The sequence below is a fragment of the Campylobacter lari subsp. concheus genome (genome assembly GCF_008245025.1).
Lineage (GTDB): Bacteria > Campylobacterota > Campylobacteria > Campylobacterales > Campylobacteraceae > Campylobacter_D > Campylobacter_D concheus.
The window spans coordinates 445,734-458,687 of sequence record NZ_CP043426.1 but is presented as its reverse complement, the minus strand read 5'-3'; the positions used below and the strand labels follow the sequence as shown (position 1 = coordinate 458,687).

General features: G+C 30.5%; 11 protein-coding genes. 4 read left to right on the top strand and 7 right to left on the bottom strand.

The window, feature by feature from the left end:
- Positions 1 to 5: 5 nt before the first annotated feature.
- Positions 6 to 1,457 (top strand): pyruvate kinase, encoded by a 1,452-nt coding sequence (gene pyk, locus CLCT_RS02430; RefSeq protein ID WP_039668148.1) that lies wholly within the window; start codon positions 6 to 8, stop codon positions 1,455 to 1,457.
- A gap of 7 nt (positions 1,458 to 1,464) precedes the next feature.
- Here pyk and gmhA read toward each other — a convergent pair whose 3' ends face one another.
- From gmhA to CLCT_RS02410, 4 genes are read right to left on the bottom strand one after another with little or no spacing between them, the layout of a single operon-like run.
- Complete coding sequence (gene gmhA / locus CLCT_RS02425) at positions 1,465 to 2,025, bottom strand: D-sedoheptulose 7-phosphate isomerase (RefSeq protein ID WP_039668147.1); 561 nt, start codon at positions 2,023 to 2,025, stop codon at positions 1,465 to 1,467.
- On the bottom strand, positions 2,015 to 3,388 hold the full coding sequence (gene rfaE1 / locus CLCT_RS02420; RefSeq protein WP_149062145.1) for a D-glycero-beta-D-manno-heptose-7-phosphate kinase: 1,374 nt from the start codon (positions 3,386 to 3,388) through the stop codon (positions 2,015 to 2,017). Before rfaE1 ends, gmhA begins: the two co-directional genes overlap by 11 nt.
- Positions 3,381 to 4,334: an ADP-glyceromanno-heptose 6-epimerase gene (gene rfaD, locus CLCT_RS02415; RefSeq protein WP_149062144.1), complete on the bottom strand. Its 954-nt coding sequence runs from the start codon at positions 4,332 to 4,334 to the stop codon at positions 3,381 to 3,383. Before rfaD ends, rfaE1 begins: the two co-directional genes overlap by 8 nt.
- The gene (locus CLCT_RS02410) at positions 4,331 to 4,846 is read right to left on the bottom strand and encodes a D-glycero-alpha-D-manno-heptose-1,7-bisphosphate 7-phosphatase (protein ID WP_149062143.1); all 516 of its coding nucleotides are present in this window, start codon (positions 4,844 to 4,846) and stop codon (positions 4,331 to 4,333) included. The genes rfaD and CLCT_RS02410 overlap by 4 nt, the downstream gene beginning before the upstream one ends.
- A 129-nt stretch (positions 4,847 to 4,975) precedes the next feature.
- Here CLCT_RS02410 and CLCT_RS02405 point away from each other — a divergent pair, with 129 nt between their 5' ends.
- Positions 4,976 to 5,281 (top strand): cytochrome c553, encoded by a 306-nt coding sequence (locus tag CLCT_RS02405; protein WP_039668143.1) that lies wholly within the window; start codon positions 4,976 to 4,978, stop codon positions 5,279 to 5,281.
- Between the two features lie 11 nt (positions 5,282 to 5,292).
- Here CLCT_RS02405 and ccoS read toward each other — a convergent pair whose 3' ends face one another.
- Both ccoS and CLCT_RS02395 read right to left on the bottom strand, forming a co-directional pair.
- Complete coding sequence (ccoS, locus tag CLCT_RS02400) at positions 5,293 to 5,502, bottom strand: cbb3-type cytochrome oxidase assembly protein CcoS (protein ID WP_039668142.1); 210 nt, start codon at positions 5,500 to 5,502, stop codon at positions 5,293 to 5,295.
- A complete protein-coding gene (locus CLCT_RS02395; protein WP_149062142.1) occupies positions 5,499 to 7,844 on the bottom strand; it encodes a heavy metal translocating P-type ATPase in 2,346 nt (781 codons plus the stop codon). The genes ccoS and CLCT_RS02395 overlap by 4 nt, the downstream gene beginning before the upstream one ends.
- A 175-nt stretch (positions 7,845 to 8,019) precedes the next feature.
- Here CLCT_RS02395 and rho point away from each other — a divergent pair, with 175 nt between their 5' ends.
- Together rho and CLCT_RS02385 are read left to right on the top strand one after the other, a co-directional pair.
- Positions 8,020 to 9,324 carry a transcription termination factor Rho gene (gene rho / locus CLCT_RS02390; RefSeq protein ID WP_039617780.1) on the top strand — a complete coding sequence of 435 codons (1,305 nt, stop codon included), beginning with the start codon at positions 8,020 to 8,022 and terminating at the stop codon, positions 9,322 to 9,324.
- A 2-nt stretch (positions 9,325 to 9,326) separates the two neighbouring features.
- Entirely contained in the window at positions 9,327 to 10,859 is a 1,533-nt protein-coding gene (locus CLCT_RS02385) for a DNA polymerase III subunit gamma/tau (RefSeq protein WP_149062141.1), read from the top strand.
- Here CLCT_RS02385 and cfrA read toward each other — a convergent pair.
- Positions 10,856 to 12,949, bottom strand: a complete 2,094-nt coding sequence (gene cfrA / locus CLCT_RS02380) for a TonB-dependent ferric enterobactin receptor CfrA (protein WP_149062140.1) — start codon at positions 12,947 to 12,949, stop codon at positions 10,856 to 10,858. The two genes, CLCT_RS02385 and cfrA, sit on opposite strands and share 4 nt — an antisense overlap.
- Positions 12,950 to 12,954: the final 5 nt, after the last annotated feature.

The window sequence follows — 12,954 nt, the reverse complement described above, 5'->3', positions numbered from 1 at the left end:
AAGAAATGCTAAAAAAAACAAAAATAGTTGCAACGATTGGACCAGCAAGTGAAAACGAAGCTACAATAAGACAAATGATTATTAATGGAGTGAATGTTTTTCGTTTAAATTTTTCACATGGAACCCATGAGTATCATAGTCAAAATCTAGCTACTATTAGAAAAGTAGCAACTGAACTTAATGCAAGAATTGGAATTTTGCAAGATATTAGTGGGCCAAAAATTAGAACTTTAAAAATTCCAGAAGCTTTTGAATTAAAAAATGGAGATAGACTAGACTTTTACAAGGATACTTTTGAAGGAGAAAAACTTTCTAACGAACATTATAAAGTCTGTATTAATCATCCTGAAATTCTTTCTATGCTAAAGGTAGGAGAATACATCTATCTTTGTGATGGCTCCATCAAAACCAAAGTAGTACAAGTTGAAAAAGATTTTATCCAAACTCAAGTAGAAAATAGCGGGGTGCTTAGTTCAAACAAGGGAATTAATTTTCCTAATACAAAAATTAATATCGATGTTATCACCCAAAAAGATAAAGACGATCTTGCATGGGGCATTAAAAACGATGTTGACTTTTTAGCCATCTCTTTTGTGCAAAATGCTCATGATATTGATGAAGTTAAAAAAATACTTGATGAAAATAATGCTAAAATTGCTATTTTTGCAAAAATAGAAAAATTTGATGCTGTTGAAAATATCGATGAAATCATAAATTGTAGTGATGGTATAATGGTAGCAAGAGGGGATTTAGGCATTGAAGTGCCTTATTATAGAGTGCCAAATATACAAAAACTCATCATTAAAAAAGCCAATGAAGCTAATAAACCTGTCATTACTGCTACTCAAATGCTTTTTTCACTTGCAAAATCCAAAACTGCCACAAGAGCTGAAATTTCAGATGTTGCTAATGCTGTGCTTGATGGTACTGATGCGGTTATGCTTAGTGAAGAAAGCGCGGTAGGGATTGATCCGGCAAATGCGGTTGATATTATGACTCAAACCATTATAGAAACAGAAAAAAACTATCCTTATGAAAAATTTGAAACCTTTAAATGTTTCAATGAAACCGATATTATCGCTAAATCAAGCACACAACTAGCAACCGATTTAAATGCAAATGCAATTTTTACCATCACAAGTAGTGGTGCTTCCGCGGTTAAAACAGCAAGATATCGTCCAAAAATGGATATCATAGCTATCACTCATTCCAAAAAAGCTTTAAATTTTTTAAGTATAGTTTGGGGAGTTCAACCTGCTATATTAATAGAAAAACATGAAAATTTAACAGAACTTTTAAGCAATTCTGTAAAACTTGGAGTCGAAAAAGGCCTTATGAAAAAAGATGGGGTTTACACTCTTACCGCAGGTTTTCCAATAGGTGTTGCAGGAAGTACAAATCTAATTAGAATTTTACAAAAAGATCAAATTGAATATTATTTAAGTTTGGGAAAATAACCCAAACTTAATATTCTTCTTCTATCAAATCACATAAACAATGTATAATTAAAATATGCATTTCTTGAATTCTAGCTGTATCATCACTTGAAATGACTATATTATGCTCACATAATTCATTCATCACTCCACCACCTTTTCCACTAAGCCCTATACATTTAGCACCAATTTCTTTGGCCTTTTCAAAAGCTTTGATCACATTTGGACTTTTTCCACTAGTAGAAATCCCAATCAATATATCATTATCGCTAGCTAAAGCTTCAACTTGCCTTGAAAAAACAAATTCAAAACCATAATCATTTCCTATAGCGCTTAAAGCAGAAGTATCAGTGCTTAGAGCAATAGCAGCTAAAGCCTTTCTTTCTTTTTTATATCTTCCGCTAAGTTCAGCTGCAAAATGTTGGCTATCTGCAGCGCTTCCACCATTTCCACAAATTAAAATTTTTCCACCGCTTTTCAAGCACATTTTTAACTCTTGAGCAACCATAGCAATTTGCTCTTTTAAATTTAAACTTTGCTCTAAGGTTTTTCGATGTTGAATAAATTCCTTTTCGATTTTATTTATCATTTGCAATCCTATTAATTATATTGGTAGTGCTAAATCCGTCTTCAAAGTCAATCAATTCTACTTTTTTTACTAAATTTGAACCCACCACTTCTTTGTCTTTATAATCAGCTCCTTTAACTAGCACATCAGGTTTTAAAAACTCTATTAATTCATAAGGAGTATCTTCATTAAAAATCACTACATAATCTACAAAATACATACTCGCAAGCATACATGCACGTTGAAACTCTAAATTTATAGGTCTTGAATTTCCTTTTAATCTTTTTATGCTTTCATCTGAATTTAAACCTACAACTAAGATATCTCCTAATTTTTTAGCTTTTTCAAGATATTTTATATGGCCATAATGCACAATATCAAAACATCCGTTGGTAAAAACTACTTTTTGGTTTTGTAGCAATTTTACAAGCTCTTCTTTGCTTTTAATTTTATCTTCAAAAGAAGCTTTTTTGAGGTTTTTTATCTCTTCTAAACTTACACTCACACTTCCTACTTTTGCTACCACAACAGCTGCTGCATCATTTGCTAGTTCGCACGCTTTTATAATATCAACTTTTAAAGCCAAAGCATAAGCAAGCATAGCTATAACACTATCTCCAGCCCCTGTTACATCATAAACCTCCAAGGCTTTTGCGGGAATAATATGTAATTTTTCATCAAAAAGTGCTATTCCTTCTTCAGATAAAGTTATAATAGAATAAGTTAGATTTAAATCATCTTTTAATTTTTTTAAAGCTTTTTCTAAATTATCAATTTTTTCTACACCCAAAGCTTGAATAGCTTCTTTTTTATTTGGAGTTAGTAAGGTTGCATTTTGATATTTACTAAAATCACTTCCTTTTGGATCAATCAAAATAGGTAAATTTAAAGTATTTGCATGCTCTATCAAAGCTTTTGTTACTTTTGAAGTTAAAACCCCTTTGGCATAATCACTCAAAACAATCGCATCATAATCTTTTGCGATTTTTTTATATTCTTGAATAATTTCATCTTCTAATTTAGTATCAAAATCATTCTCATCATCAAGCCTTAAAACTTGCTGAGAATGTGATAAAACCCTACTCTTAAGAGGGGTTTTTCTATCTTTTTCTACTAATAATCTTGCATTTAAATTCTCTTTTAAAAATCTCCCACTCTCATCATTACCCACAAGTCCTAGAGCAAAAACCTCAGCACCAAGACTTTTTAAATTTGCATACACATTACCAGCCCCACCTAATCTTTTATCTTCTTTTTGTGATTTCACCACCATTACAGGAGCTTCTGGAGAAATTCTAGTGCAATCACACCATATATAACGATCCACCATAAAATCCCCAACAACTAAAATTTTTGGCTTTTTAGAACTTAAAAAATCAAGCATTTACTTCCTTTTCATAAAGCCTTTTAATCTCATCTAAATAATCTTTTATTCCCTCTTCAAGACTAAATTTAGCTTTATATGAAAAACTCTCATCTAATTTTGCTTGAGTATGAAATTGATAAGCGTTTTTATAAGGATTAGGAATATACTCACAAGGATAATTAGTGTTTAATTCTTTTTGTAAAATATCTACTATATCTTGAAAAGTTCTTGCCTTGCCTGTAGCTACATTATAAATTCCACTTTTTGCTTCTAAAGCTTGCAAATTTGCACTCACGACATCTTTAATATATATAAAATCACGATAAATTTGATCACTTCCTTCAAATAAACGCGGGCTTTTACCCGCTAAAATTTGATGTCCAAATTGTAAAATCATAGAAGCAGTACTATTTTTAAAAAATTCTCCCTTACCATATACATTAAAATATCTAAGCCCAACTATATGCATTTTATCAAAGTATTTTTTTGCTAATTTATCCATCATTAGCTTTGAAAATGCGTAAGGATTTTTAGGGGCTTCACTTAAATTTACAGTTTGCGGGCTTGGAGCATCTCCATAAACTGAAGCTGAACTTGCATAGATTAATTTTGCATTAAGCTCCAAAGCAAGTTCTATAAAATCTTTAAAAGTGTTTAAATTAGTCTTTAAAACTTTGTTTTGATCATAAACAGTTGTATCTGAAATTGCGGCCTTATGAAAGATCACATCAGGTTTAAAATCTTTTATAACCTCTAAAGTTTTTTCATCGTTAATATCACCCACATAAAGTTCGCCTTCAAAATCTAAAATATTTTTAAAATGACCAAAACTTTCTAAATTTCCATTTTCAAAAATAACGCTTGAACGCATTTTATCTACAATCAAAACTTCATGTTTATCTTGAAGTTCTAAAGCAAGTGCAGAGCCTATAAAACCTGCTCCACCCGTTATCACTATTTTCATTTTCTATCCTTTAAATAATGCAAAAGTTCTTTTAAATTTTTAAAAACCTTATAGTTTTTATCGTCATTATAATTTTCATTAATCAAAAACAGATTTTTTACACCAGCATTAATTCCAGCTTGCATATCGCTTAAATTATCCCCTATAAAAAAAGATTGTGAAAAATCTATATTAAATTCTTTTTGTGCTTTTAAAAGCATGCCAGGTTTTGGCTTACGACATTCACAATTTTCTAAATGCGGGCAGTGATAAATTTTTTCTATTTTAATGCCTTTTTTCAAAAACTCACCTAGCATATACGAGCTTAAAATTTCAAAATCTTTTTCATTATAATAAGCTCTAGCAATGCCTGATTGATTAGTAGCTACAAAAATTAAAAAATTTTGCTTTTGAAAAAATTCACAAAGTTCAAAAATACCATCACAAAATTCAAAATCACTGATCTTATGAACGTATTTTTTATCTATATTAATAATCCCATCTCTATCTAAAAATAACGCCTTTGTTTTCATAAAAAAATTATAATGTATTTTTATTAAGATTTTTATAATTTATCAAGTAAAAAAAATTTTAAGCGACTTTAAATAAAAAAAGCTTATAATTAAAAACATTTTATTTTCAATTTATATAGGAGTAATACAATGAAAAAGCTACTTGTTTTATCAGCTTTAGCATGTCTTGGTGTTTCAGCTTTTGCTGCAGATGGTGCTACACTTTACAAAAAATGTGCAGTATGTCATGGTGCTAAAGCAGATAAAGTTTATCTTAACAAAGTTCCTGCTTTAAATTCTTTAACTGCAGCTGAAAGATTGCAATACATGAAAGACTATGCAGCAGGTAAAAGAAATGCTTATGGTCAAGGTGCTATCATGAAAATCAACCTTAAAGGTTTAACAGAAGCAGATTTCAAAGCAATTGAAGAATATATCGAAAGCTTAAAAAAATAATTTAACAGCCTTTATGGCTGTTTTTTGTTCTTTTCCAAAGCTTCTTTTTTTCTTTTTTCTAAAATCACCGCATCATTTAAAGCTTCTTCACTATCATTTAAAGTAGTAAATTTATAATCATCATCAAATTGTTTATTCTTTATACCCCAAAGCAAAGCGCAAATTGCCAAAAACAAAGCAACCAAAGAAACGCCTATCATCATCATTAAAACACCGTTCATTTTTTAATCCTTAAAGCATTTAAAATCACTATTATACTACTAAAAGACATTGATAAAGCCGCAATTAAAGGATTAATCAAACCAAAAAAAGCTAAAGGCATGCTCAAGGCATTATAAAATAAAGAAAAAGCCAAATTTTGTTTAATAATTTGATAAGTTTTTTTAGCTATTTGTATGGCTTTTTGTAAGCTTTTTAGGTCATTTTTTAACAATATAATATCACTATTTTCCATAGCAAGCTCAGAACCTTCTTTTAAAGAAACCCCAACACCTGCATAAGAAAGCGCTAAAGCATCATTTATCCCATCTCCTACCATTAAAACCTTACCTGTTTGATTTAAATTAGCTATTATTTGCATTTTATCTTCTGGCATACACGATGCTTTGAAATTATTTATTTTTAATTTTTCAGCCACCTTACTCACAGCAGATAAATTATCACCGCTTAACATGTAAATTTGCATTTTACATTCTTTCATAAATCTAATCAACTCCTCAGAACTTTCTCTCACACTATCTTCTAACTCAAAAGTTGCTAATATAATTTTATTTTTAGCAAATATAAAATGCGTGATTTGAAATTCTTGTACTTGTATATGATTTTCTTTGAAAAATTTCTCATTTCCTCCCAAAAATTCATCTTTGCCCAAAAAGGCTTTATAACCTCTTGCTTGAAAATTTTGAACTTTTTCAAATTCTATTCTGCTATCGATTTTTTCATCTAAAAATTTCAAAATACTTTTAGCCACTGGGTGGTTAGTTAGGTGTAAGAAATTTAATAATTCATTTTTATCCAACCTCTCATCCAAAAAGCTTTTTTTAACCTCTAAACTAGCCTTTGTTAAAACCCCTGTTTTATCAAACACAGCCACATTACATTTACTCAAATCCTCCACAACACCTGCTTCTTTAAATAAAATTTTTTCTTTCAAACCAGCACTAATTGCCACTAAAGAACTCACCGGTGTAGCCAAAGCCAAAGCGCATGGACAAGCTATAATTAACACAGAAACCATACGTATCATAGCTTCTTCAAAACCCAAATTTAACACAAAAAAAGTAAAAGCAAAGCAAAATAAAGCACAAGTTAAGATAATAGGTGAAAAATACTTACTTACTTGCTGTACTATTTTTTCTATTTTGGCTTTTTTTGAACTTGAGTTTTCAAGTAAATTAATAATCCTAGCTAATTTAGAATCCTTATAAAGTGCATTTGCCTTATATAATGCATTCCCGCTTAAAACCAAAGAAGCAGAATAAATCATATCATCTTTTTGCGCATCAAGTGGTAAACTCTCTCCACTTAAACTAGACATATCCAAGCTAATATTACCACTAATACACACTCCATCTATTAAAACCCTATCGCCTTCTTTTAATTCTATAATATCTCCTATTTGCACTTCTTCTACATCGATATTTTCTATTTTATCATTTTTTAAAACCCTTACTTCACTACTTAAAAACGATCGTAAATGATCAAGCGTATCAAGAGCTTTTTTCTTACTTAAAAGCTCTAAGTATTTTCCTATAAAAACAAAACAAATAATCATTGCCACAGAATCAAAATACACTTGCGAAGCTCTTGAAAACATTGCCCATATTGAATATATATAAGCTAAACTTGCCCCACTAATTACCAAAGTATCCATATTAACACTTTTAAATTTCAAAGCATAATAGGCATTTTTATAAAAGATTGAGCCTGTGTAAAAAAGTACAGGGGTACAAAGTAAAAATTCAGCAAAATGCAAAATATCCTTAGTATCAGCTTCCATGCCACTAAAAAATCCAGCATACTTAGCTACAGATATCCACATAATATTCATCACACAAGCTATAGCAACTATTAATTTTGCATAAAAATCTCTTTTGGTTTGAGTTGCTCTTTGTTCATTCTTTGTAGGCAAATACACACTAGCTTTATAACCAATACTTTCTATGCTTTGGATAATTTTTGCTAAATTTATGCTTTTTTCATCAAAAACAATTCTAGCTTTATGAGTAATAGAATTAATATCAACTTCTATTACCCCTTCACTTTTAATGAGAATTTTTTCATTAAGCCAAACACAGGCAGCACAATGAATTTCTTCTATAAGTAAAAAAATCTCACTAAAACCTTCTTTGGTTTTTTGTATGTATTTTTCATAATCTTTAACATTATGTTCTATTATGGCAGGAGTTAGGGTTTGATTGCCAAGTTTTTCATAAAATTCTTCCAAATTATTTTCTTGTAAAATCTCATAAACACTCTCACAGCCCTTGCAGCAAAAATAATTTCCATTTTTTTTTATCATTTGATCTTGTCTAAAGTTTAATTGGCAGTGTTTGCATTTCATCTTATACTTTCTTTAATAATTTTTTACAATATTTTATCATTTTTTTAAAATCACTATTTTAAAAATTATTTACAAAGCTATATTATAATTTTAAAAATTTGACAAAGAAGCGTTTTTTTGAATAAAATCTCTTATTCATTATTAAATACTACATTTTCTACATTTTAGAGGATATATGGAAAATACAAAAGAAAAAAAACAACACCAAAGAACACACATTCCAGTGGAAGGTTATAAGATAGAAGATTTAAAGTTGCTTGATCTAGAAAGCTTAGTTAAAATTGCTAATGAAGCAGAAATAGAAAACCCAAGAGAATTTAGAAGGCAAGATCTTATTTTTGAAATTCTAAAAGCACAAACCAAAAAAGGCGGCTTTATACTCTTTACAGGAATTTTAGAAATTTCACCTGAAGGCTATGGCTTTTTGCGTGGAATGGATTCAAATTTAAGCGATAGTGTAAATGATGCTTATGTATCAAACTCACAAATTCGCAAATTTGCTCTGCGTGTTGGAGATATAGTTACCGGTCAAGTTAGAGAACCAAAAGATCAAGAAAAATACTATGCTTTGTTAAAAATTGAAGCGATTAATTATCTTCCATTAAAAGAAGCTAGAGAAAGACCTTTATTTGACAATCTTACTCCAATTTTTCCAACTGAAAAAATCAAATTAGAATACGATCCTTTAAAACTAACAGGTAGAATGCTTGATTTATTTGCCCCTATAGGAAAAGGCCAAAGAAGCTTAATCGTAGCACCTCCAAGAACTGGTAAAACTGAGCTAATGAAAGAACTAGCTACTGCTATTGCTAAAAATCACCCAGAGGCTCATTTGATTGTACTTTTAGTAGATGAGCGCCCTGAAGAAGTTACAGATATGCAAAGATGTGTTAAAGGTGAGGTTTTTAGCTCTACTTTTGACTTACCTGCTTATAATCATGTTAGAGTAGCTGAACTTGTTATAGAAAAAGCAAAAAGGATGGTAGAAACAGGTAAAGATGTCATTATCTTACTTGATTCTATTACAAGATTAGCAAGAGCTTATAATACTGCTACTCCAAGTAGCGGTAAGGTTTTAAGCGGCGGGGTCGATGCAAATGCCTTACATAAACCAAAACGCTTTTTTGGTGCAGCTAGAAATATAGAACACGGTGGCTCATTAACCATTATAGCAACTGCTTTGATAGAAACAGGTTCAAGAATGGATGAAGTAATTTTTGAAGAATTTAAAGGAACAGGAAATAGTGAAATCGTTCTTGATAGAAATATTTCAGACAGAAGAATTTACCCTGCAATTAACATCATAAAATCAGGTACTAGAAAAGAAGAATTGCTCCAAGGTGTTGAAAAACTTCAAAAAATTTGGGCAATTAGATCAGCTATTTCACAAATGGATGATATAGAAGCATTAAAATTTTTATACTCTAAAATGCTAAAAACCAAAAGCAATGAAGAGTTATTATCTATCATGAATGAGTAGCAATGCTTCAAGCTCTTGCTGTTAAATACAGACCAAAAAATTTCAATGAACTTGTAGGGCAAAATACTGTTTCTACAAGCTTAAAATATGCTCTTGAAAATAACCGTTTAGCGCACGCTTACTTATTCTCAGGGTTACGCGGAAGCGGAAAGACTTCAAGTGCAAGAATTTTTTCAAGAGCTCTAGTATGTGAAAATGGACCAAGTGCTAACCCTTGTGGTGAATGTTCTCAATGTTTATCTTCACTTAATGGCTCTAATATAGACATTATAGAAATGGATGCTGCAAGCCATAGAAGCTTAGAAGATATACAAGAGCTTATCGAGCAAGTCAAATATGCTCCATCTTTAGCTAGGTTTAAAATTTTTATTATCGATGAAGTGCATATGCTCACCCCACAAGCTGCAAATGCTTTGCTTAAAACCTTAGAAGAACCACCAAGTTATGTAAAATTTATACTAGCAACAACCGATCCCTTAAAACTTCCTGCCACAGTTCTTTCAAGAACACAGCATTTTAGATTTAAGCAAATTTCTACTCATGATATCTTAAATCATCTTGAGTGGGTTTTGGAAAACGAAAATATCAATTATGAAAAAGAAGCTTTAAAACTCATTGCAAGAAGTGGAAATGGTTCTTTAAGAGATACTCTGACCTTACTAGATCAAGCCATAGTATATTGTCAAAATGATATACAAACACAAAAAATCACTGCGATGCTAGGCTTTTTAGATCCAGCTAAAATTGAAGGATTTTATCAAGCTATTTTAGCTAATGATAAAGATAAAGTTCTTGAGTTTTTAAAAGAATTTGAAGATTATGAAGCAAGCAATATTATTGATGAGATGATATTTTTTTTAAAAGAAGCATTTTTTGCCAAAAATAATCTTTTTTCTATGTTAATTTATGAAAGATTTTTTAGAATTCTTTCACGCGCTAAGACTATGTTAAATTCTAGTGATGATGATAGTTTTGTGCTTTGCGTTATGGCTTTCATGCTTATAGAGGCAACTTATCTAAAAAGCATTGATGAGGCTATTAAAAGTTCAAAACAAGATAGAATGCCAAATCCAAAACAACAAGAAATTCCTTCTATTCAACAAACCCTTAAAGAAGAAAAGCTTAGTCCTTATGAAAATCTCTTAAAAGCAATATATAAAAGAGATTATGACTTAGCTGAAGTTTTCAAAAAAACCACGCAGTTTGTTTCTTTTGAAGATGATATTTTAAGTATTAGCTCACATGCTAAAGATGATGATAGAATAGTTTTAAACAATGGTTTTAAATTAATCAAAACATTACTTCATGAGCTTTTTGGAGAAAAAACACAAATTAAAATCCAAAAAATAGAAACCATAGATACTCAAAAACTACAAGATATATTCAAAACTCCCATAAAACAAGAAGTAAAAAGCACTCCGAATTTAAATGAGCATTTTGAAAATTTTAAAAAAGACGCTAAAAAATACAATCCTAAAGACGAAACCAAAGAAGCTCTTAATAAACTCTTTGGTTCCCCAATAATACAAAATTAAAAACTACCATTGATTGAAATATAAATTCTTCTTCCCTCTTCTATACGATTATAAGTATTTACCCAAGTATCTTCACCTTTGTTTTTATAAGATTCCCAATCATTTGTAAAACTTTTATCAAAAAGATTATAAATTGCTGCATTAATATTCCAATTTTTATTGATATCATAACGCACGCCCATAGAAGCTAAAAAGACATCTTGATAGTATTCTCTATTAATATTTGTATCACCCATATAACGATCTATTTGCCACTCACCTTTTACCCATGGAGTGAATTTATTAAAGATATTATAACTTGCTTTTAACATGATATTGTGTTTTAAACTATCAACTTCTGGCTTTCCTATCACAGTCTTATCTTGTGCATCTTTTACTTCACTATCAAGATAAGTGTAAGCTAAATCTAAATTTAAATGTTCTATAGGAGTAATCCCCGCTCCAAGCTCTATACCCTTATATTCAACCTTACCATGATTAATCGCTTGATAACATGTATCAGCTTCACATTTTCCAATACCCGAAATCATACTATTTTTGCTAAATTTTTGACTAGAAATTTTATCTTTAAAATTTGTCAAAAACCCAATGGCTGAAATATAAAGTAAATCATTATTATAAACAGCGGCTAATTCATAATTAAGCGATGTTTCTTCTTTTAGATTTGGATTTCCATACATAGGATATTTACCCTGTCCACTATAATTATAAGCACCAGCTATCAATCTATTAGCATATGGAGTTCTAAAACCCGTTGAAACACCACCTTTTAAAGTAAGCTCGCTAGTAGGATTATAAACTAAATAAGCTCTTGGTGAAATATTATTTCCAAAAATTTCATGATAATTATATCTTGCACCAAAAGTAAATCTCAAATCATCTCTTATGCTATATTCATCTTCTGCAAAAAAAGCCAATAAATATTGATCAAAATTCGCAGGATTAGCGATTTTATCTTGCATTTTTTCAAGTCTATATTCACCACCAACGCTTAAAATATGACTTTGGCCTAAAGGTATAACTGATCTTGTATCTAAAATAATATCTTCAGCAACTATATCTCTATTTTGTCCCAGAAATGGCTGATTTGCTTGGCCAATCACCTCACGCCCATCGTTACTTACACGGTTATACTGCAAGGTAGAAGTAATCGAAAAATCTTCATACACACCCTCATGACCTAAATAAGTTACCAACTTATCCACTTGCATAGTGTCTGTATAACCACCTGTTAAAGAGCCATCATTTTTATCTGTTGGTTTTGTTAATGTGCCTAGTTGGCCTTTTTTGTTATCATAATGATTTCTTGAAAAATCAATGTCAAATATCAAAGTATTATAATCATCTACTAAATAATTTAACCGAGTTCCTAAATTAAAATTATTGGCTTTTGTAGGACTTTGAGCCTGATCACCTTGCACTCTTTGACCGCTCCCATTGCTAAATTCAACATTGGATTGCTCCCTATAAAATTCTCTAAAACGCAAAGTAAGTCCTAAATGATCATTCATCAATGGACCGCTAGAATATATGCTTGTACCATAAGTATTACCCCATTCTTTATGCGCATTAAAAATACTATCTAAACTAACTGATGTTTCCCATTTATCGCTTACTTTTTTTGTAATGATATTTACAACACCACCTAAAGCTTCAGAACCATATAAAGTACTCATTGGTCCTTTGATTACTTCTATTCTTTCTATGCTAGAAATTGGAGGTAGGAATGAATTTGAAATTTCATTAAAACCATTAGGCCCCACTTCTCCGCCTATCCCTTGACGGCGCCCATCAATTAAAATTAAAGTATATCCAGTAATACCTCTCATGGTAATATTATAAGATCCAGTTTTTCCTTTGCTAGCAAATAAATCCACACCGGGAATATCAGCAATAGCTTCGGCAACATCTCTATAAGGCTTATTTTCTAAATCTCTTTTACTAATCACATTTATAGTAGCAGGGGCTTCTTTAATATCTTGAGAAAAACCAGAAGCACTTACTATGGAGCTATCTAATAAAACTTCTTGCGATAAAGCATTGCAGACCAAAAAACTAGCAACACAAAATGATAAACAATGTTTTTTCATTATTT

What these genes read in the sequence shown, in the direction of transcription:
- gmhA (WP_039668147.1), bottom strand. Translation starts at nt 2,025, where the DNA reads ATGATAAATAAAATCGAAAAGGAATTTATTCAACATCGAAAAACCTTA.
- CLCT_RS02385 (WP_149062141.1), top strand. Translation starts at nt 9,327, where the DNA reads ATGCTTCAAGCTCTTGCTGTTAAATACAGACCAAAAAATTTCAATGAA.
- CLCT_RS02405 (WP_039668143.1), top strand. Translation starts at nt 4,976, where the DNA reads ATGAAAAAGCTACTTGTTTTATCAGCTTTAGCATGTCTTGGTGTTTCA.
- rfaD (WP_149062144.1), bottom strand. Translation starts at nt 4,334, where the DNA reads ATGAAAATAGTGATAACGGGTGGAGCAGGTTTTATAGGCTCTGCACTT.
- rfaE1 (WP_149062145.1), bottom strand. Translation starts at nt 3,388, where the DNA reads ATGCTTGATTTTTTAAGTTCTAAAAAGCCAAAAATTTTAGTTGTTGGG.
- CLCT_RS02395 (WP_149062142.1), bottom strand. Translation starts at nt 7,844, where the DNA reads ATGAAATGCAAACACTGCCAATTAAACTTTAGACAAGATCAAATGATA.
- rho (WP_039617780.1), top strand. Translation starts at nt 8,020, where the DNA reads ATGGAAAATACAAAAGAAAAAAAACAACACCAAAGAACACACATTCCA.
- ccoS (WP_039668142.1), bottom strand. Translation starts at nt 5,502, where the DNA reads ATGAACGGTGTTTTAATGATGATGATAGGCGTTTCTTTGGTTGCTTTG.
- cfrA (WP_149062140.1), bottom strand. Translation starts at nt 12,949, where the DNA reads ATGAAAAAACATTGTTTATCATTTTGTGTTGCTAGTTTTTTGGTCTGC.
- CLCT_RS02410 (WP_149062143.1), bottom strand. Translation starts at nt 4,846, where the DNA reads ATGAAAACAAAGGCGTTATTTTTAGATAGAGATGGGATTATTAATATA.
- pyk (WP_039668148.1), top strand. Translation starts at nt 6, where the DNA reads ATGCTAAAAAAAACAAAAATAGTTGCAACGATTGGACCAGCAAGTGAA.